Genomic DNA, 17553 nt, shown 5'->3' with positions numbered 1-17553 from the left:
GTCTCAGGTCGCCGTGTCCGGCCTTGGCGACGTGATGCGCAGCACGCTCACGACGGCCGCCACCGCCGCGAATGCCGTGGCGACATAGAGCGCGATCGTCGGCCCGCGATCGGGCGACAGCCCGAAAATCAGCGCGACCAGCGCGGCGCCGAGCGTCTGGCCGGTCAGGCGCGCGGTGCTCAGCATGCCGCCCGCGCCGCCGCTGCGCTCGCGTGGCGCGGACGACAGCATCGCGCGGTTGTTCGGCGACTGGAACAGCCCGAAGCCCGCGCCGCACAGCGCCATCCGCCACACGATGTCGACGGTGCCCGGATGCGCGCCGATCGTCGCGAGCGACAGCAGCCCGGCCGCGAACAACGCGAGCCCGATCCCGCCGAGGATGCCGGCCGAATAGCGGTCCGACAGCACGCCCGCGAGCGGCGCGGCGAACACGATCACGAGCGGCCACGGCGTCATGTAGAGGCCCGTCTCGACCTGCGAGAAGCCGAGCGAGTTCTGCAGCCAGAACGGCAGCGCGACGAACGCAAGCATCTGCGACGTGAACGATGCCATCGACGTGTAGATCGACAGCGCGAACATCGGGATGCGCATCAGGTCGACGGGCAGCAGCGGCGCCGGCTGCGACAGCTGGCGCTTCACGAAGAAGTAGCCGACGACGAACGCCACCGCCAGCTCGGCCGCGACGTACGCATGGCGTTCGCCGTGGCCGAGCCCGTCGACGGCCGTGATCAGCAGGCCGAACACGCACGCGTTCATCAGCGCGCTCGGGAAATCGTAAGGCGCGTCGTGCAGCGGGTTGGCCGGCAGCGCGCGCAGGCTGCCGAGGACCGCGGCGATGCCGATCGGCACGTTGACCGCGAACAGCCACGGCCACGATGCGAACGACAGGATCGCGGAGGCGACCGTCGGCCCGATCGCCGACGACAGCGCGACGACCATCGCATTGATCGACAGCCCGCGCCCGAGCATCGACGACGGGTAGATCATCCGCACGAGCGCCGCATTGACGCTCATGATGCCGGCCGCGCCGAACCCCTGGATCACGCGCATCACGGCCAGCATCGGCAGCGAGCCGGCCAGCGCGCAGCCGAGCGAGGCCGCGGTGAACAGCGCGAGCCCGGCGATGTAGATGCGGCGATAGCCGATGCGCTCGCCGAGCGACGCGAGCGGCAGCAGCGTGATCGTGACCGCGAGCTGGTATGCGTTGACGATCCAGATCGATGCGGCGTCGGACGCGTGGAGGTCGCGCGCGATCGTCGGCAGCGCGACGTTCGCGATGGCGCCGTCGAGCACGGCGAGCGTGATGCCCAGGGCGACGCAGACGATCGCCCAGTAGCGTTGCGGAAGCGGCAGGCCGGTATCGGCGTTCATGACGGGAGCGAGAGCTTGGTTGTCCGCGCACCCGGTTGCCGGTTGCGTGCGCAACCATGCGCGAGGGTGGCGGCGATGAACGGTCCGCTCGGTGCGGCGGCACCGGAACGGGGCCGGTCGAGTGTATCACCGGGCTGCATGACGCGACGCCGGCATGCGCGGCCGCGGGCCGGCGCGGGCACTCAGCCTTCGAAGTCGAGGCCGCCGAGCCGCACGAGCGGATCGGCCTGCGTGCGCGACGCGAGATCGATGTCCCGCGCACCTTGCCACGCGCCCAGCTTTCTCGGCAGCGCGGCCAGGTAGTGCTCGAAGCGCTGCGGGCCGTCCGGCTCCATCAGCCGCTCGATTTCGTCGGTGTCCCAGGTCAGCTCGAGATTCAGCGGATGCTCGAAGCCGCTCACATGCTCGTGCGGCGCGCTGCGGATCTGCACGCGCGTCGGATGCCCGTGGCCACCGTACGGGACGACGTCGGTCAGTACGTGCTCGGCGAAGAAGGCGGCGATTGCCTGCGCGATGCGCGGCGCGAATTCGGTATCGAAACGGCGGGCGGTTTCGGGCTGCATGAAGGCGTCTCCTGTATGCCGAAAATCGTAGCACGGCGGCGCGGCGTTCCGGTGGGCCCGATGCCGGTAATCGCGCGTTACCACTTGCTGCATCTATTACGGCCGCGTGTCGCCACAATGCATCGCATCCAGTACCACTTCGCGTGGGAGTCCATCATGAAAAAGATTGCCGCAGTGTGTGTCCTCGCCGGTTCGCTCGCCATCGCGGGCCCGGCGTCCGCGCATGGCCGCGACGGCGGCGCCGTCATCGGCGCATTGATCGGCGGCGCGGTGCTGGGCGCGATCGTGACGTCCGCGATGAATCCGCCCGTCGCGTATCAGGCGCCCGCCTACCAGGCACCGGCCTATCAGCCGCCGACGTACTACCAGGCGCCGGCATACCAGCAGCCGGCGTATCCGACCTATCAGCAGGCGCAGTACCAGGACGACGGTCCGAACTATTGCTACGACCGTTACCAGCGCGCGTATGTGTGCGGTGCGCCGGTGCGGGGCGGCTACGCGCAGCCGGCCGGCTGGTAAGCGGGCGCACGCGACGCGTGAACGGACAGGGCGCCGGCAGGCCGGCACCCGCCGGGGTTCATTCGCGGGACCGGACGACAAAAGGCCCTCGCTTCATGCGAGGGCCTGTGCTTTTGTGCGGCCATCCGTTCGCCTGCGTGACGCGCGACCGGCCACCGGCGGGCCGTGCGCGGATACAAACGGTTGCAATTGCGCGTCAGTGACGATGGCCGCCACCGCCGTCGCCGCGCCCGCCGCCGTCGTTCCAGTCGCCGCGGCGTCCGCCGCGTCCCCAGCCGTTGCCGCGGTTGCCGCGATCGCCGTCCCAGCGGTGGTAGTCGCGGCGGCCGCGATCCCAGTCGCGCCCGCCGCCTCCGCCCCAGATGTTGACCGTGCCGTACACGGGCGACGGCGCGTATGCGTAGCCGGGATCGGAATAATAGGGCTGTCCGTAGCCGTATCCGGCGTCCGGGGCGACGACGCAGCCGGCCAGCAAGGTCGCGACGCCGGCGGCAGCAATGAGCTTCAGCATGATGTTCTCCGTTGGTTGCCGTATAAGTACCGCGCACGGGAACCGACAGCTGTTTGCAATTGTGTCCGCAAATTACAGCTCAGTAAGGTCTTGATGCGAAAGTGTTAGCATCCGGGGCTCTTTTGTTTTTCAGGAGCACATCGATGAAATTCGCGATCCGGGCCGCCCTGGCCGCTATCTGCGTAACGACTGCCGCCGCGTGCGTGGCGAGCCCCGCATCGGCGCCCGCCGTGCCGGCCGAGTCGATCAAGATGTTTCCGCAGGCGGCGGCCGGCCAGCAGCGCGTCGTGATCGGGCTGCCCGCGCTTGAGAACGAAGGCGATGCGCGTGTCGAGCTGATGATCGGCAAGACATTGCAGACCGACTGCAACCAGCAATGGTTCGGCGGCGAGCTGACCGCCGAGGACGTGAAGGGCTGGGGCTATACGTACTACCAGCTCACCGACGTGAAGGGGCCGGCATCGACGCTGATGGCGTGCCCGGGACAGGCGCCGCAGCAACGATTCGTGCAGGTGCGCGGCGACGGCCAGCTGCTGCGCTACAACAGCCGCCTGCCGCTCGTCGTCTATGTGCCGGACGGCTTCGAGGTGCGCTATCGCGTGTGGCATGCGTCGAAGGACGTGCAGCAGGCCACGAAGCAGTAAGCCATCCGCCGGCGCGGTTGCGTGCGGCAGTGTCCAGACGCTACGCGCCGCCCGTGCTGCCCGCACCGACGAGCGCGGGCCATGCGCCCAGCGCGGCCTGCGCGATGGCCTCCAGATCGCGGCGGCTCGCGCCGTCGCGCGCCTGGATCGACATGCCCTGTTGAACCGTCACGTAGTAACGGGCGATTGCATCGAGGTTCGCGTGCGCCGAGATCTCGCCGGTCGCGACGCCGTGCCGGAGACGATCCCGCAGCGCCTCGACCGTGCCCTCGCGCATCCCGATCAGCGTTTGCCGGACCGTGTCGGAGCGTTCGGCCGGATGCAGCGCCGACAGCACGATCAGGCAGCCGGGAGGCTTCGAGCGCCGCGTGAACACGCGCGCCGTATCCATCAGGTAGTTCCGCACGGCGTCGTGTGCGCTGTCCGCCCGTTCGACGCCACCCCAGATTTCCCGTCCCTCCGTCGCGACGTAGTGCTCGAGCGCCTGCCGGAACAACGCTTCCTTGCTGCCGAACGCCGCATACAGGCTCGGCGACGCGATGCCCATCGCGGCCGTCAGGTCCGTCATCGACGCACCTTCGTAGCCGAGGCGCCAGAACACCTCCATCGCGCGATCCAGCGCCGCTTCCTTGTCGAAGCTTCTCGGTCGGCCCCGTTCAGCCATTGCGTCCATCCCTGCGTCGATTTCTGTATCGATCGATAAAATAAATCAATTGACTGTGCGACGCAACTCGCTACATTCTGTGTCGGTCGTTACATAAATAAGGAAAGGAACCGACATGAACCGACTTCAGGGCAAGCGTGCACTCATCACCGGCGGCAGCCGCGGCATCGGCGCGGCGATCGCGAAACGGCTGGCGGACGAGGGCGCGGATGTCGCGATCACGTACGAGAAATCGGCCGAGCGGGCGCAGGCCGTCGTCGCGGGCATCGAGGCGCAGGGCCGCCGCGCCGTCGCGATCCAGGCCGACAGCGCCGATCCGGTTGCCGTGCGCGACGCGGTCGACTGTGCCGCGGAGGCGCTCGGCGGCCTCGACATCCTCGTCAACAACGCGGGGATTTTCCGGGCCGGCGCGCTGGACGACCTTACGCTCGACGACATCGACGCGACGCTGAACGTGAACGTGCGCGCGGTGATCGTCGCGTCGCAGGCGGCGGCGCGCCATCTCGGGGAGGGCGGGCGCATCGTGTCGACCGGCAGTTGCCTCGCGACGCGCGTGCCCGATGCGGGAATGAGTCTCTATGCGGCGAGCAAGGCCGCGCTGATCGGCTGGACGCAGGGGCTCGCACGCGACCTCGGCTCGCGCGGCATCACGGTCAATATCGTGCATCCGGGTTCGACGGATACCGACATGAATCCGGCCGACGGCGAACACGCCAGTGCGCAGCGTTCGCGCATGGCGATTCCGCAGTACGGCAAGGCCGATGACGTCGCCGCGCTCGTGGCCTTCGTCGTCGGGCCGGAAGGGCGGTCGATCAACGGCACGGGCCTGACGATCGACGGCGGTGCGAACGCGTAAGGGCCGGGCCCGGCGGGATCCGGCCGGGCGGCGCGACGTTCGTTATCGGCAGCCGAGCCGTTGATGCTCGGTTTCGAGGTCGGCCCGTTTGTCGTAGGCGTGCAGTTCGTTGCGCGGCTTGCCGTCCGGGCCGACGCGGCGCACGACCTTGTGGCCGCGGTCGGGGGCGTGCGTGACCGCGTCAATGCGCGCGGCCAGTTCGCGGCAGCGTGCGTCGGGCGATGTGCTGTCCCGAAGTGGTGCTGCCGCCGTCGTGACGTTGGCGATGCCCGGGCTGACATAGCGCTGCGTGGCGCGAGCCGTGCCGAGGTCGGTGGCGTTCGCCGTGCAGGTCAGCGCCGAAAGGGCGGCCAGTGCCGCGATGGTTCGAATCATGATCGGGTCCGATGCGAGCGAAGGTTCGGGATTCTACGCAATGCGCGGTGCCTCACCGTGGTGCACGGACAAAGTGCGATCACATGTCGCATGACACGGCGATGAATCGGAGAGGCGCGCCAACGGTTCGTGCGTCGGACATACAGTGCGCCGGGGCGGACGAAGGCCTCATTTACAAAGGCGCGACGCATCCTTAGGATGACGCCACCTCCGGTCCGTCAGAAATCCTATGCATATAGTCGATCGCGCGATGCTCGCCGCGCTTTGCCTTGTCGTTGCCGCGTGCGGCGGTGGCGGCGACAGTGCGGCGCCGCCCGCGCAGACCGTTGCGGGCACACCCGTTCCGCCGGCATCGCCTGCCGAGCCTGCCAGCGCGGCGTCCGGCGGTTCGCCGTCGTCGGCGAATCCCGCCAGCCCCGTGCCCGCGTCCACCGCGGCCGGCACGACGCCCGGCGCGGCGCGCGCGCCCACGCAGGGTGCCAATTCCGGGCTCGTCGCGGATGTGACCGTCTATCCGGCAGCCAACGGCGGCGATCAGGCCGACGCGCTGCAAAAGGCATTCGACAGCCTGAAGGCCGGCCAGCGCCTCGTCATCTCGCCGGGGCGTTACGTCGTCGGGCATTCGCTCACGGTCAGCGTGCCGCAGGCGGTGATTTCCGGATACGGCGCGACGCTGGCCGCCACGAATCCCGCGGACCAGACGATCGTGATGAGCGGTACCGGTTCGACGCTCGTGGGCGTGACGCTGGTCGGTACCGGCACGACGCGGCTCACGACGCCGGCCTCAACCAAGGTCGACGTGACCGGTGCGGGCGTCCAGGTGCTGCGCGTGACGATCCAGGGCGGCGCCAGCGCCGGGATCTTCGTGTTCGGCGGCAGCGACGTCGCGATTGTCGGCAATACGGTGAGCGCCACACTGGCGGACGGGATCCATACGACCAACGGCTCGATCAACGTGCTCGTGCAGAACAATACGGTGACGGCCACCGGCGACGACATGATCGCGGTCGTCAGCTATCGGGGGGACGGCCGCGTCAGCAGCAATGTGCTGATCGACCATAACGCGGTGTCCGGCAACGTGTGGGGGCGCGGCATGGCGGTGGTCGGCGGCCAGGCCGTGACGATCTCGAACAACACGGTCGACGGCGTGCAGAAGGCGGCGGGCATCCTGGTGGCGCAGGAGGACAGCTGGAACTCGTTCGGTGCGTCGAACGTGATGATTAGCGGCAACGTCGTGACCAACATCCAGAACTCGAACGCAAACAACGGGCTGCAGCCGACGCAGCAGGCGGCGCTCGAACTGGACACGTCGACGGGCACGGTGACGAATGTCGCGGTGACGGGCAACAGCGTGTCCGGCTCCGGTTATGCGGGTTTCCGGGCGTATGGGAACGTGTGCTCGTTCAGCGTGACGGGGAACACGTTCTCGTCGATCGCCGGTTCGCCCGTGTCGCTGCTGGCGAGCGGGTGTGCGGCGAGCCAGATGGTCGTCGATGCGAATCGGTTAGGCGATGGCAGCTTGGTGGCGCAGCCGGCGGGGGTGTCGGCTGCGAAAGGGGCGTTTTCCGTGACGGGGGCGGATGCGAGTTTGATGCCGCAGGTGAGGACGGGGTTGATGTGAGGAGGTAGGGGGGGCGGTTCCGGCGGCGGGCGGGTGGGGCTCGAGCAGGGGAAGTGCGGGAAATGTTGGTCCTGACAGGATTCACATCACCATGTCGGGAAAGGATTGTGGGGTTGATCGCAAAAGTTGTGCCCCCAAAAGCGCCCCTAATGATGAGCCGCTGATGGTGCGCCTGCTGGGGCGCGTATACGCATTCGAACTCGCCGCTGCTTGCGTGTGCGCCCGCGCCGAGCGGGCTTTTCACGTCAGACGAAACGCGCGATGATGCTAGACCGAGAGGAGGGCTCATGCCAGCCACTTCGTTTCGAGTGCCCGTTGGACATCTATGACTTCATCAACGACGTCAACGTGTGATCGATGCCGGTGCCAATAGACGCCACCCCCGTGATCAATGATTGGGAGCCTTTCTTATGACGGACGTTTCTTTGGATACAGTAACTGTCGGGGGAAGCGGCGCTGTTGCCCGTACCTTGAGAACAATGGCCAGCGACGTTGCAAACGTCAAGAGCTTTGGTGCTGTAGGGGATGGGGCGAATGATGATACTGCAGCCATTCAGGCAGCTGTGAATTCTCTTGGCGCCGGAGGAATCGTGTTTTTTCCGGCTGGCACATACCGTGTCTCGTCTGTTATCAACTCCACTGTCCGAGGGATAGTCTTTTCTGGGTCAGGATCGCAAGGGTCCATTCTGTCGACAGCTTCCGCGACGGCAGATGTGTTGACTATTTCAGGCTGGGATTCCGGAGTCGAGGGTCTTGGATTCGCATCATCAGTTACGCGAACTGCGGGTTCGTTTGTTTTACTGACTGGGGCGTTTGGTCATATTGAGAAGTGCAGATTTGATGGGCATTATTGCGCGGTAAATATAAATTCACCTGCTGCTCCAGTCTCTGTTCGCGATTGCATATTTCATAATGCGACTCCGGCGTCCACTTCGCCCGGAGGAGGTGGGATATGGATCAACGTTCCCGGAACCGATGTTCGGTTGGACGGGTTGATCTTCATCAACGATACTGTCGCGTCCCCAACCTATGGAATTAATGTGGTTGCGGTTGGAGCGTTGATGCTGGACAACAGTGATATTGTCGGCCAGGGAACGGCTCTTCTTGTAAACCCTGGGTCCGGAAGCACAGCACAAGCAATTTTTGCAACCAATACCTATTTTGATACTTGCACTGGTAATTGCGTAACAATACAGCCTGCCGCCGGTGGCAACGTTTTGTGGGTGAAGTTTACCAACGTCTGGGCAAGTCCGGCGAGCGGTGGTGGAAACGGAATATTTATTGACGGAAGTTCAGGCGTTGTTGCGGATGTAAATATTTCCAGTTTTGTAGTTCACAACGACTATGGGCCATCTCAATCTGGAATATTGTTTCAGGGTGCTCACGTTAAAAATGTAAGCATTTCTAATGGTATGTGTGCTGGTTTTGTTTATGGTGTTGTGGCTGGCCCGGGGGTGTGTGATTTCACAATTACTGGCGTAACAGCCGGTGCTTATGATCCGACAACTCAGCCAAATAATTATGGAATTGTTGTTAGCACCGGTGCGTCTGATCGCTATATTATTAGTGGAAACAGGGCTTATGGGAATTTGATTAAGAACTTGGTCGATAATGGTACTGGGGCGAATAAAGTTATCGGATTGAACTTTGCTCCTTGACGGACAGCGCAAGCTCGTGGCGACTGACTGCCGATAGCTACTCGGTATCAATTTTGCCCATGGAGCGCCTGGTACTCATTCGAAGAGCGGGGCAGATCCAAGCGAGCCAAATGATCATGCCGGCAGTGTCGCCGGCATTACTATCAAGCCATGCTCGTGAAGAGGCTGGCGGCCGCTCGCTTCACCAGGTAGCTTTGCAACGTCGTCGCCTCGATGCTTGAGAGGGAAAACTGGATTGTCCCTTCGCGCATCAATACCAGGCTCCCGTCGTTTGTCACGGCGCATGCGAATCCCACGGGCGCGATCCTCGGCGCCGGCGTCGTAGCATGAGGAGTGGTATGGGGCGCTGCTAAGGTAGGCTTCGCGACTCTCGGCTTGCGCTTCGTTTTCAGTTGCTTAGTGTCGAACACACTGGTACGTGCGTCGTCCGATTTCGCAATTGGAATGACGTTCTTAGCGTCGACGATTTTTTGCTGAATGCGTTCTACAGCGTCCGGTGGCACATCATCTGACATGTAATGCGCGTTCATCGTCGTACCGTTACGGACGATGCGTTCAACTAGGACGCGACCTGCTCGTACCTCTGGCCAGACTGCGCCTGAGACTTTCGTGGAATTTTCCAGATCGAGCTTTTCTGCGATCTCGGCCGACGTGATCCCCGGGTAGCGCTTGATCATTTCGACGGCTTGCAGGCGACGGCTAAGCAACTCCTTCTTCGACTTCATCATCGTGGCTCCTGTGTGAGTCTGCGTCCTCGTAACGCAGGGCCAACAGGATATTTTTTCGCGGACATTAGTGTGATGGAATCGTTCGACTGGATCGAATCAATGATCGGAACAATCAATTTGCGCATCAATGAGTGGGCTGGCGGTTGGGCGTAGCTGAATGAAGGTATAGGCTGCTATACGGAGCGACAGAGAATCTATACGTCTTCGTATAGTGTCCTAAACGTTGTCGAATTGTCGCCGGCACACACGATCAGAAGCAGTGCTTCTTTCTTGGGCTGGTTGTTCGATAGACAGCACGTCGGAGCGGCGGGGTCATCACTTCATTTTTGTGCGGGCAAGAAACATGTCGATCTGCCCGATCGGAATCCGGCCTCAGCCGTTGAGCTTGAGCACACCGGTCCGCACCATCTTGCCGACGGCCGCGGCACTCAGGCCGAGCATGTCGGTAGCCACTGCCTGCGTCACTGCACCGGCGGCGGTTGTACTGGGCTGTCGTGAGCAACGATGGCAGCAAAAAAACCGCACAGCAACGCTTTGCGGGGCTTTTTAGGAAATCTTGGGAGGCTCTGGGAACCTAGCTGGTCCCCCGACAGAATTCATGTCTTGATAGCTGGCTTGTAATTGAAGTGGACTAATTCTTAAAAGACCCCCAATACAACCCCCTGACGATCGCTCCGTGAGGGAGCGGACACGCTGGTTGCAGCGGTGTCCGCTCAGGTGCTTTGTCTGGAAAGGGCTTGGTGGCTGCTCATTGCCTCAACCCACCAATGAACCCACCATCTGCTACACTTGACTAGGCGAGCTGGGAGCGGCAATTGCGCTGCTAATGGTTGTGCCTTCGAAGAGCTTCCAGATTCTCTGGGCTTTGCAGTCTTGCTCGCACATGGTGCGTAGCAGCCAGATCCGCTGCCACAGATCATCGTCGGGTGCCAGGTGACAGACCTTCAGTCCCAATGCTTGAGCCTCTCGCGAATCGATCACTGACCCATGCGAATGATAGTGGTCTCGCGTCGAGATCTTGTTTACGATTTCTTCGATGAGTTTGGAATCGGAACCGGCAAGCATCCCGCTCGAGAGCACGGCAGTAGCCAATTTCTTCGTTTGCAAGACCGCGAGGGAGGCGTAACCGGCGAGAAGCGGCGGATGCTTGTCGGCCGATTTCAGTATCAAATCTGCCGGCACTGCGTTGCCTGGGCCGAGCACGACATTCGGATCGATAGGACCAAGTTCGGAATGGACGCCCATCACGATCTCACGGCCGGTCAACGCGATAACAGTGCCGTTGCTCTTGGCACGCCGAGGCACGATCACCCGCAAATCGGTGGTCATTGCCGTCAGTATCGACACAATCTTCTCGGTGGCGTCTGTGTAGCCACCATTCGTCTCCAGCATCAGGTCAACGGGATCTCCGTTGATTGTGCCGAGCAGCTCAGCCAGATACGTATCGTCGTTCGGGTCAACTTGCGCAGCCGTTGAGCAGTCCGTGTAATACACGACGAATCGTCTCTGCGTTACCGCTTCGATGTCACGGATCAGCAGTTGGCGGAGATACCGGTCCTTATTGTGAACCCAAAAAAGAGGGGACTGCTTTGGAAGAGCAGTCCCCCGTGGGAACAATTCGTTCGCATCGCTCATAGAGATCTATCAAATCCCTCGAAACAATGCGCTAGTCGTGGCCAGTTCGGTGTGCTGTTCAGCAACGCGTTCGAGAACCGTGACTGCTTTCATGATGTCGGGTTCGGACGTGCCCCGGCTCTCGTAGACGTTCCCAGGGACGTAGTCACCTTGCGGAATCGGGTTGAAGAGGGTCAGGTAGTCCGTTTCGGTCGGCGGCGCCGCAATTGCCGTAGCGAGAAAGTTCATGGCGAGCCCCTATTTATATTGGCAAATGAAATCGGATTTCGATAGAGAACGTCTATGAGCACGTGCCAATGGGCGCCCGTATTGGAGCGCCTGAAGCGTGTAGTGCACACTACAACTTTGGCTGAACTCTACGTTAGAAAGTTCTCGTAGGCAACCAATATTTCCCACCTCCTGACGCATTTTCGGACCATGTTTTTCCTTATAGATCATGAGGTTGTAAAGAATCGTCAAAGCTGGTCGAAGTGTAGGCAGTGACGGAAGGACGCATGAGAATGCACGTCGGATGGCGGTGCCCATTTGCCACCGGCCATGGAGCAGATTTTTCGCGGGGGATAACGGCGGGAAATGAGCCGGTGTCGGGTGGATCAGCCAGCGGAGGTTGCTAGTGGAAGACGGGGTCGACATTGAGCGTGAGGCGATTTATCAGGAGGTCTGGTCGGACCCGGTCAGCACCGTATCGAAGAGATATGGCCTATCTGACAACGGTCTCCGGAAGATATGCAAGAAGCTTGGCGTGCCGCTTCCCGAGGCCGGTTACTGGGCGCGCTTGCGTGCCGGGCAGCAAATAAAGCGGCCCAAATTGCCCAAACACGATGGCCCCTCGATAGTTCGAGCATGGCCGCAGGCCTATGCCCGTAGATTCGTGCTTGATCCCGACGAGACTCGAGATAGGCGGCAAATTGAGGAAGACGAGGCACGCGAGGAGAGCCGCATCGTTTCATCGAATGCGGATGTGTTTCAGCACAAGCTCATACGAGCACTGTCCAAACGGTTGCTCGAGATCGACAAGCAGATTGAGGAAGACGATCGACCGCGACGGACAACTGAGAATTGGGAGCCGCGATTTCCCAGCGTTTCGTTTCGGATCAGGCGTCCAGGTGGCGTCCTCGATATGGGACCTGGTTACGCAGCTGTGATTGCCACTCCGCAGACGCGCCATAGGGCGCTTTCGATTGCTGATGCATTCTTCGTTGCGATGGAGGCGCGCGGATTCAAAGTGCGTCTCACAGACATGCACACTGTGATCGCTTGCAAGGACATCGCCATGCAGTTTCGATTGTCCGAGATGACGGAGAAAACGGGAAGCGGCATCGGCCACGAAAGGTGGAGTCCGCTTGGAAGACTGCGGATCACCATGCGAGAAAGCTTGTATGCTGGCAAGGAAATTCGGGCGCGAGATGAAGCCGATGTCACGCTTGAAGAGCAGTTGAATATGTTCGCCGTGCGATTGAGGGTCGCCGTGCTTGGGTTTGACTCGCGCGAAGAGAATCGGAAAGAGCAGGCACGGCAGCATACCGAAATGAAGCGCCGTATCGAGAATGCTGCATGGCACGATCGAACTGCTGCCGAAGCTGCTCAGAGCGAAAAGCTGGCCGTCGAATCTCTGTTCACGGAGGCGGACCAGTCGGACGCATGCGAACGCCGCCGACGTTACCTGGAACGTGTCGAACTCTTGGCACGAGACCGCGGCATCGACGTTTCGGAAGCATCTCAGCTGGGGCAGTGGTTGGCTTGGGCACGAGCATCTTGCGATGCCCTCGATCCGATATTCTCGCGGGTATCGGGAGCGAACCAGGGGACTTAGGCTATGGGCATCCGAAATGACCTCTCAGAGGAGGCAGACGCAAGGGAGCTACCACGTCGGCACACGAACGATGTTGCGACAATCGCGGAACTTGCTCGACGCATTGCAATGTGCTTGGCGCCGCATGCGCTATGGGACTTTACCGAGGTCGCCGAATACCTATACAGAAGCAAGCAGCACACGCGACAGTGGATCATCACGCAGGAAGGGTTCCCCCGGCCGCTCCGTATTCCGTCAGGCAAGAGTGGAACCGAGCGGGCCCGCCCACTTTGGAGGGCGAAGGATGTTGTCGCGTGGGCGGACCTTCACGTTGAGCAATGACGATTCATCACCGATCCGAGCGCTATACGCGCAGTTGCTCGCATTCTTTCTGAGCGGCCGCGCGTCGCTCGTCGATATAGCTAGCTAGATCCTGAATGTGGACGCCCTTGGCACACTTCTGGGATTTTCCCATTCGAATGAGCGGAATCGGAATTTCACCGGCCCCGATCTTTCTGATGAGCGTCGCGACCGTCATCGGCGCGAAGTAGTCTCGGCACACGACGTCGATCGGTATGATCGCTGTCGCGTTGTATTGAGCCATAAGCAAGAAGACAGTGTTCATGGTCCGTGTGGCGCAATTGAATGATTCGGCGATCGTGCGGTCGACGCCGGGCCGCATGAGCGGCGCTGCACCAACTGCCCATTCAGCCAATGGCACGTGCGCAATCGGCATCAGCCTAGCCGACTGAATCGGCAGCTGCATCGATTCGCAGAGCGCTACGAGCGCAGCTGCTCGCACTCCTTTAACGCTGCAGCACGCCGCTCGTCGATGTAGTTTGCGAGATCTTGAATGTGAACGCCCTTTGCTGCTTTTTTTGACCGTTCCATCCGAACGAGCGGGATGGCAATGTCGCCGGTACTTACCTTGCGAACAAACTGGGGCACGGTGAGATGCGAGAAGTAGTCACGACAGACGAGCTCGACTGGAACGACGGCAGTGGCTCCGTACTGCGCCATCAGTAAGAAGACTGTATTCATGGGTGGTACGGAACCCATGCGGGATCGCGTTGGGCGGAGCGCAAAGCCTCCTCCGATGTACCGAACAGTTGCGCATGGCATCCTGAAGCAAGTTTCGCATTGAGACCACGTACCTGCTCCCTCGTAAGTGTTTCGCTGGCAAGAGGGAGGTTGTCATCGACCTCATTCAATACCAATGCAAGTTCAGGAGAAATCGGGTAGTAGAGGGCCAAACGCTCAGGCGGCCCGTCTGCAATGGCCAATAGATTAACCACGGGCTGGTCCCCGGTTATGAACGGCACGTCCGTCTTGTTTTGAATCAACACAAGTTTGCGGCGCCGTCGTTCAACATACAGGGTAGCCCCGACATTCTCTGCGAAGGTAATGGCGAGGATTGGCCAAATTCTCGATATGTCTGGGACACCGCTCTTAGAGTTCAGTGCTAAGACGCGATCGCGCACGCCCTTTGTTCGCATATTCTGAGTGCACAGGTAATGAAGGAACGGGATGCAGTCCTCGTCGTGCCGATAGAAATCGATGTCAAGAATCAGTGCTCTTTTCAGCAATGGGATGAACGAGTGCTCAATGGCCGTGTGCCATTCCTCGAGGACGTTGCTGTGAAAGGTATCGATCTCACTATCGATGTCTGGTGATATACCCTGGAGCCTTGAAGGGGCTGCAATCCTTTCTAAAAATCTAAGCTGGCTTTGACGCGCATGCTCGTTCTTCGCTCCGGAAATCAAGGCACGGGCGAGCTGCATATCTTGATCGCTGAGAGCCTCCAAAGTGTAGAAGTCGCGGTCCACTGCAACGCGAACCGTTCCGGTTCGGAAGATCGAATCTGCGGTCAAGCATGTTATCGCTCCGCTGACCAGCCACGATTTCAGATAGTGCTGCCAGACATGGTGATGACGTCGCTTTCTCATGTCATTTTCCGCGCTTCGAAGGATTGATTGCCTTGAGTGCCTGCAGTTGGTCCATGCCCCGCGATTGTGATGCGGGGCATGGACCACATGCGTGATTACTGGCGTGCGGTCCTCGGGTCAAGGCCGCCGATGAAATCGTCCGAGCCGATGCGATGAGAGCCGTAGTCGGAAACGTAGTCGGTGCCCAACTTTGCTGCTGCCGCGTTGGCGGCATCTTCGCTTGGGTAAATGCCAGCGAAGTGCCACGGTGCTTGCCGAATCACGCCCCAGCCCAGAACATGCCCTTTGTTATCCGGATCAGGTTTCAGCCCCGTAACGTCAATTTGCATAATGCCTCCTTGGAAAAGGGGATCATTATGTGCCATATGAGAATCGGTATCGAGGAGGTAAGGATCAGGATTCGCCGCGGTTGGCTTCCTGCCATCACGGCGGCGACATGACTCGCACAAAATGAAAAACCCGCTTGCTGTCGCAGAGCGGGTTTCGATGTTGGTTGCGGGGATAGGATTTGAACCTATGACCTTCGGGTTATGAGCCCGACGAGCTGCCAGACTGCTCCACCCCGCGGCGCGAAGTGTACAAGCACTGTTGCGGTGCGTCAAACGGTCAGCGATCGTCGCTGAACTGAACCTCCGGCTCCCCCAGTTGCGCAATCTGCTTGTGGACATGGGCGACCAGCACCGCGGTGATCTTGTCGGCTTCGATGCCGAGTTCGGAGGCGATCAGTGGCCCGACCTTGGCCGGCCAGTTGAGCCAGGCATCGCGCTGCGCCCGGAACTCCTCGAACAGGATGGTGCTCGCGGTGTCGAGCTCCACTAGGGCGCCAGACTTCTTTTCGAAATCGAGGCGATGCAGTAGGGCGAGATAGATCTCCTTAATGCGCCTGGCCTCGTCGAAACTCGTGCCATCGATGTCGATCTCGCCGGCGAGGCGTTCAGCGGCCTGATCGAGCGATTCGCCGGGCTGCATCTCGATGTCGACCACCGCATCTTGGCCCGCGGGGACCTGAACGGGAGAGCCGCCACGCCGAACCCGCCCGAGCCGAGCCAGGGACGCATCGACATCGACGCGCGCGCCCTGCATTACGAGCTTGCCCTCACGCTTCCAGTTGAGCACGGCCTGTCGTGACACGCCGCACAGGTCTGCAAATTCCGACTGCTTCATAAATGCCATGTTGATTTCCTCTGGCAAGGGACGGCCGGCAAGGCCGCGAAATTGGGTGCTTGTGCTCGTTTGTCCGTCAATTTGTCAACCTTCTGTCAAGCAACTTGACAGAATTTCGCCGGTCAACGAGTGGAGAAAAATCTTTTCGTTTCATGTGTTTAAGTCTGATTTGTCAAGCAATAGAATTTCCCTATCGGCGATTCTGTCAACCAAATCCGGAAGTTTGTTGCTGGTCGAAATCTGCGAGTCTTAGGGCCCGCCCGTTCGGAGATCCCGCCGAAGGACCCGGGCGGTTCCGAGAGCCGGTCCGGTCGTCTGAAGGGCCGAATTTCGAGTCGGCGGAGGGCATTTTGCGAGCGAGGCTCGATTGACCGGCACGAAAAATCGCGATGACCATTTGGGATCGTGGTTCCTTGTCATTGTTGGGGTTGCGGGGTGGAGTTCGCCACTGGCGCGCCACGGGTTTCCGGGTGTAATCCGAAGCCGATCCTCTCCGCGATGCGTTGCTGGCCGGCGGCCACGGTGTCCATGTCGACCTCGAGATAAGCCGCTGTCGTCGTCAGGTTCTTATGGCGAAGCGCGCGCTGGATCGACTGCACTGGCACGCCGGCCTCGGAGAGCAGCGTGGCGAACGTGCCGCGCAGTCGATGCGCGGTGATGTGGGGCGCGCCGACTACCTGGTTGGCTGCCAACATCGCCGAACGCGTGAAGCCAGCCGGATACGGGCGACCGTTCGCTTTCTGCAGGATCGGGCCGGCCGGCTTCCAGTCCGCCATCAGATAGCCGATCAACCAGGACGGAACGGGGATCGGATCGGCCTCGCGGCCCTTCGTCCGGCCCGGCGTGTAAGTCTGGCGCCCAATGTCGAGCCATTCCCACCGCGCCGTGATGGTCTCCGATTCACGTAGGCCCAGGCCGAGCATCAGGCGTACTGCCGTGCGAACGCCAGCGCGATCGCCTTCGGCATCGTCGATAGCCGCCAGCCACGCTTGAGCCATCGTAACGGGTAGAATCGCCCGCGGCTTCTTCTGGACCTTCAGTGCGCGGACGCGGAACGGGACCGCCGGCAGGATGCCGCGCCGTACGGCCCAGTTACAGAGCAGGCGCAGCACCTTCAACCATTGATTGCCAGACACGGGGGCGTGCGACTCGAGGTGCCGCACACGAGCGAGCTCGACGCGATCGGTCGATAGTTCGTCGATCAGGACGTCGGCCAGCTCGTAGAGGTGCAGCCGGCCGAACGTCTCGACGACCTTGACGTGTGCGCGGCTGGCGGTCGGTTGGTGGATCACGAGCCACTGCGCGACGAGCTCGCGCAAGGTCGGTACCTCTTTGCTGTCGCGCGTCCAGAGCTTCGCCTGCCGCAATGCTCGCTCCGCGACCTGCTCGGCGCGCTGTCGATCCGTTTCACGCGTCGATCGCTGCTGGCGTGCGCCGTTGATCTGGAAGCGATAGTGCCAAACCTTGCCGACACGGAAGAGGTGCACACTCATCGAGTATCACGGC

General features: G+C 61.5%; 20 protein-coding genes and 1 tRNA gene. 6 read left to right on the top strand and 15 right to left on the bottom strand.

Translation table 11 applies throughout. From position 1 onward, the window contains the following. Nucleotides 1-3 precede the first annotated feature (3 nt). Together AC1VVG_RS12685 and AC1VVG_RS12680 are read right to left on the bottom strand one after the other, a co-directional pair. On the bottom strand, nt 4-1371 hold the full coding sequence (locus AC1VVG_RS12685) for an MFS transporter (protein ID WP_482835716.1): 1368 nt from the start codon (nt 1369-1371) through the stop codon (nt 4-6). A 182-nt stretch (nt 1372-1553) separates the two neighbouring features. After that, nucleotides 1554-1934, bottom strand: coding sequence for a DUF5594 family protein (locus AC1VVG_RS12680; protein ID WP_034190699.1), 381 nt, complete (start codon nt 1932-1934; stop codon nt 1554-1556). Nucleotides 1935-2051: 117 nt separating this feature from the next. On the opposite strand from AC1VVG_RS12680, the gene AC1VVG_RS12675 reads away from it, so the two are divergent. Beyond that, complete coding sequence (locus AC1VVG_RS12675; RefSeq protein WP_175027596.1) at nt 2052-2453, top strand: hypothetical protein; 402 nt, start codon at nt 2052-2054, stop codon at nt 2451-2453. Between the two features lie 196 nt (nt 2454-2649). Here AC1VVG_RS12675 and AC1VVG_RS12670 read toward each other — a convergent pair whose 3' ends face one another. Then, complete coding sequence (locus tag AC1VVG_RS12670) at nt 2650-2964, bottom strand: hypothetical protein (RefSeq protein WP_034190701.1); 315 nt, start codon at nt 2962-2964, stop codon at nt 2650-2652. A gap of 143 nt (nt 2965-3107) precedes the next feature. On the opposite strand from AC1VVG_RS12670, the gene eco reads away from it, so the two are divergent. After that, nucleotides 3108-3608 carry a serine protease inhibitor ecotin gene (gene eco / locus AC1VVG_RS12665; RefSeq protein ID WP_034190702.1) on the top strand — a complete coding sequence of 167 codons (501 nt, stop codon included), beginning with the start codon at nt 3108-3110 and terminating at the stop codon, nt 3606-3608. 40 nt (nt 3609-3648) lie between these two features. On the opposite strand, the gene AC1VVG_RS12660 is transcribed toward eco, so the two are convergent. After that, entirely contained in the window at nt 3649-4272 is a 624-nt protein-coding gene (locus AC1VVG_RS12660; protein WP_034190703.1) for a TetR/AcrR family transcriptional regulator, read from the bottom strand. A 115-nt stretch (nt 4273-4387) separates the two neighbouring features. Here AC1VVG_RS12660 and AC1VVG_RS12655 point away from each other — a divergent pair, with 115 nt between their 5' ends. Then, complete coding sequence (locus tag AC1VVG_RS12655) at nt 4388-5128, top strand: SDR family NAD(P)-dependent oxidoreductase (RefSeq protein ID WP_482835715.1); 741 nt, start codon at nt 4388-4390, stop codon at nt 5126-5128. Nucleotides 5129-5170: 42 nt separating this feature from the next. Here AC1VVG_RS12655 and AC1VVG_RS12650 read toward each other — a convergent pair whose 3' ends face one another. Further along, entirely contained in the window at nt 5171-5503 is a 333-nt protein-coding gene (locus AC1VVG_RS12650) for a hypothetical protein (RefSeq protein ID WP_226228033.1), read from the bottom strand. Nucleotides 5504-5732: 229 nt separating this feature from the next. Here AC1VVG_RS12650 and AC1VVG_RS12645 point away from each other — a divergent pair, with 229 nt between their 5' ends. Then, entirely contained in the window at nt 5733-7124 is a 1392-nt protein-coding gene (locus AC1VVG_RS12645) for a right-handed parallel beta-helix repeat-containing protein (RefSeq protein ID WP_482835714.1), read from the top strand. Nucleotides 7125-7534: 410 nt separating this feature from the next. After that, the gene (locus AC1VVG_RS12640; protein ID WP_482835713.1) at nt 7535-8782 is read left to right on the top strand and encodes a glycosyl hydrolase family 28-related protein; all 1248 of its coding nucleotides are present in this window, start codon (nt 7535-7537) and stop codon (nt 8780-8782) included. A gap of 143 nt (nt 8783-8925) precedes the next feature. Here AC1VVG_RS12640 and AC1VVG_RS12635 read toward each other — a convergent pair whose 3' ends face one another. From AC1VVG_RS12635 to AC1VVG_RS12625, 3 genes are all read right to left on the bottom strand, one after another. Further along, on the bottom strand, nt 8926-9510 hold the full coding sequence (locus AC1VVG_RS12635) for a hypothetical protein (protein ID WP_482835712.1): 585 nt from the start codon (nt 9508-9510) through the stop codon (nt 8926-8928). A 783-nt stretch (nt 9511-10293) separates the two neighbouring features. Then, complete coding sequence (locus tag AC1VVG_RS12630) at nt 10294-11145, bottom strand: SDH family Clp fold serine proteinase (protein WP_482835711.1); 852 nt, start codon at nt 11143-11145, stop codon at nt 10294-10296. Nucleotides 11146-11154: 9 nt separating this feature from the next. Continuing rightward, nucleotides 11155-11373 (bottom strand): hypothetical protein, encoded by a 219-nt coding sequence (locus AC1VVG_RS12625; RefSeq protein ID WP_095412935.1) that lies wholly within the window; start codon nt 11371-11373, stop codon nt 11155-11157. A 385-nt stretch (nt 11374-11758) separates the two neighbouring features. On the opposite strand from AC1VVG_RS12625, the gene AC1VVG_RS12620 reads away from it, so the two are divergent. After that, nucleotides 11759-12958: a hypothetical protein gene (locus AC1VVG_RS12620; RefSeq protein ID WP_482835710.1), complete on the top strand. Its 1200-nt coding sequence runs from the start codon at nt 11759-11761 to the stop codon at nt 12956-12958. A 343-nt stretch (nt 12959-13301) separates the two neighbouring features. Here the strand turns inward: AC1VVG_RS12620 and AC1VVG_RS12615 are convergent, their stop codons facing one another. From AC1VVG_RS12615 to AC1VVG_RS12585, 7 genes are all read right to left on the bottom strand, one after another. After that, complete coding sequence (locus AC1VVG_RS12615; protein ID WP_482835902.1) at nt 13302-13562, bottom strand: pyocin activator PrtN family protein; 261 nt, start codon at nt 13560-13562, stop codon at nt 13302-13304. Nucleotides 13563-13717: 155 nt separating this feature from the next. Continuing rightward, nucleotides 13718-13978, bottom strand: a complete 261-nt coding sequence (locus AC1VVG_RS12610) for a pyocin activator PrtN family protein (RefSeq protein WP_213265402.1) — start codon at nt 13976-13978, stop codon at nt 13718-13720. After that, nucleotides 13975-14883: a DUF4238 domain-containing protein gene (locus AC1VVG_RS12605; protein WP_482835709.1), complete on the bottom strand. Its 909-nt coding sequence runs from the start codon at nt 14881-14883 to the stop codon at nt 13975-13977. The genes AC1VVG_RS12610 and AC1VVG_RS12605 overlap by 4 nt, the downstream gene beginning before the upstream one ends. Nucleotides 14884-14978: 95 nt before the next feature. After that, nucleotides 14979-15212: a hypothetical protein gene (locus AC1VVG_RS12600; protein WP_482835708.1), complete on the bottom strand. Its 234-nt coding sequence runs from the start codon at nt 15210-15212 to the stop codon at nt 14979-14981. Nucleotides 15213-15373: 161 nt separating this feature from the next. Next, nucleotides 15374-15450, bottom strand: a tRNA-Met gene (locus AC1VVG_RS12595). Between the two features lie 39 nt (nt 15451-15489). After that, nucleotides 15490-16056 carry a hypothetical protein gene (locus tag AC1VVG_RS12590; protein WP_482835707.1) on the bottom strand — a complete coding sequence of 189 codons (567 nt, stop codon included), beginning with the start codon at nt 16054-16056 and terminating at the stop codon, nt 15490-15492. Nucleotides 16057-16463: 407 nt separating this feature from the next. Then, entirely contained in the window at nt 16464-17540 is a 1077-nt protein-coding gene (locus tag AC1VVG_RS12585) for a tyrosine-type recombinase/integrase (RefSeq protein WP_482835706.1), read from the bottom strand. Between the last annotated feature and the right edge of the window lie 13 nt (nt 17541-17553).

The sequence above is a fragment of the Burkholderia sp. L-4 genome, assembly GCF_056856535.1.
The sequence above is the reverse complement of the archived record's forward strand: the minus strand, read 5'-3'. Positions and strand labels throughout refer to the sequence as shown.

What these genes read in the sequence shown, in the direction of transcription:
- AC1VVG_RS12685 (WP_482835716.1), bottom strand. Translation starts at nt 1,371, where the DNA reads ATGAACGCCGATACCGGCCTGCCGCTTCCGCAACGCTACTGGGCGATC.
- AC1VVG_RS12680 (WP_034190699.1), bottom strand. Translation starts at nt 1,934, where the DNA reads ATGCAGCCCGAAACCGCCCGCCGTTTCGATACCGAATTCGCGCCGCGC.
- AC1VVG_RS12675 (WP_175027596.1), top strand. Translation starts at nt 2,052, where the DNA reads ATGCATCGCATCCAGTACCACTTCGCGTGGGAGTCCATCATGAAAAAG.
- AC1VVG_RS12670 (WP_034190701.1), bottom strand. Translation starts at nt 2,964, where the DNA reads ATGCTGAAGCTCATTGCTGCCGCCGGCGTCGCGACCTTGCTGGCCGGC.
- eco (WP_034190702.1), top strand. Translation starts at nt 3,108, where the DNA reads ATGAAATTCGCGATCCGGGCCGCCCTGGCCGCTATCTGCGTAACGACT.
- AC1VVG_RS12660 (WP_034190703.1), bottom strand. Translation starts at nt 4,272, where the DNA reads ATGGCTGAACGGGGCCGACCGAGAAGCTTCGACAAGGAAGCGGCGCTG.
- AC1VVG_RS12655 (WP_482835715.1), top strand. Translation starts at nt 4,388, where the DNA reads ATGAACCGACTTCAGGGCAAGCGTGCACTCATCACCGGCGGCAGCCGC.
- AC1VVG_RS12650 (WP_226228033.1), bottom strand. Translation starts at nt 5,503, where the DNA reads ATGATTCGAACCATCGCGGCACTGGCCGCCCTTTCGGCGCTGACCTGC.
- AC1VVG_RS12645 (WP_482835714.1), top strand. Translation starts at nt 5,733, where the DNA reads ATGCATATAGTCGATCGCGCGATGCTCGCCGCGCTTTGCCTTGTCGTT.
- AC1VVG_RS12640 (WP_482835713.1), top strand. Translation starts at nt 7,535, where the DNA reads ATGACGGACGTTTCTTTGGATACAGTAACTGTCGGGGGAAGCGGCGCT.
- AC1VVG_RS12635 (WP_482835712.1), bottom strand. Translation starts at nt 9,510, where the DNA reads ATGATGAAGTCGAAGAAGGAGTTGCTTAGCCGTCGCCTGCAAGCCGTC.
- AC1VVG_RS12630 (WP_482835711.1), bottom strand. Translation starts at nt 11,145, where the DNA reads ATGAGCGATGCGAACGAATTGTTCCCACGGGGGACTGCTCTTCCAAAG.
- AC1VVG_RS12625 (WP_095412935.1), bottom strand. Translation starts at nt 11,373, where the DNA reads ATGAACTTTCTCGCTACGGCAATTGCGGCGCCGCCGACCGAAACGGAC.
- AC1VVG_RS12615 (WP_482835902.1), bottom strand. Translation starts at nt 13,562, where the DNA reads ATGAACACTGTCTTCTTGCTTATGGCTCAATACAACGCGACAGCGATC.
- AC1VVG_RS12610 (WP_213265402.1), bottom strand. Translation starts at nt 13,978, where the DNA reads ATGAATACAGTCTTCTTACTGATGGCGCAGTACGGAGCCACTGCCGTC.
- AC1VVG_RS12605 (WP_482835709.1), bottom strand. Translation starts at nt 14,883, where the DNA reads ATGAGAAAGCGACGTCATCACCATGTCTGGCAGCACTATCTGAAATCG.
- AC1VVG_RS12600 (WP_482835708.1), bottom strand. Translation starts at nt 15,212, where the DNA reads ATGCAAATTGACGTTACGGGGCTGAAACCTGATCCGGATAACAAAGGG.
- AC1VVG_RS12590 (WP_482835707.1), bottom strand. Translation starts at nt 16,056, where the DNA reads ATGGCATTTATGAAGCAGTCGGAATTTGCAGACCTGTGCGGCGTGTCA.
- AC1VVG_RS12585 (WP_482835706.1), bottom strand. Translation starts at nt 17,540, where the DNA reads ATGAGTGTGCACCTCTTCCGTGTCGGCAAGGTTTGGCACTATCGCTTC.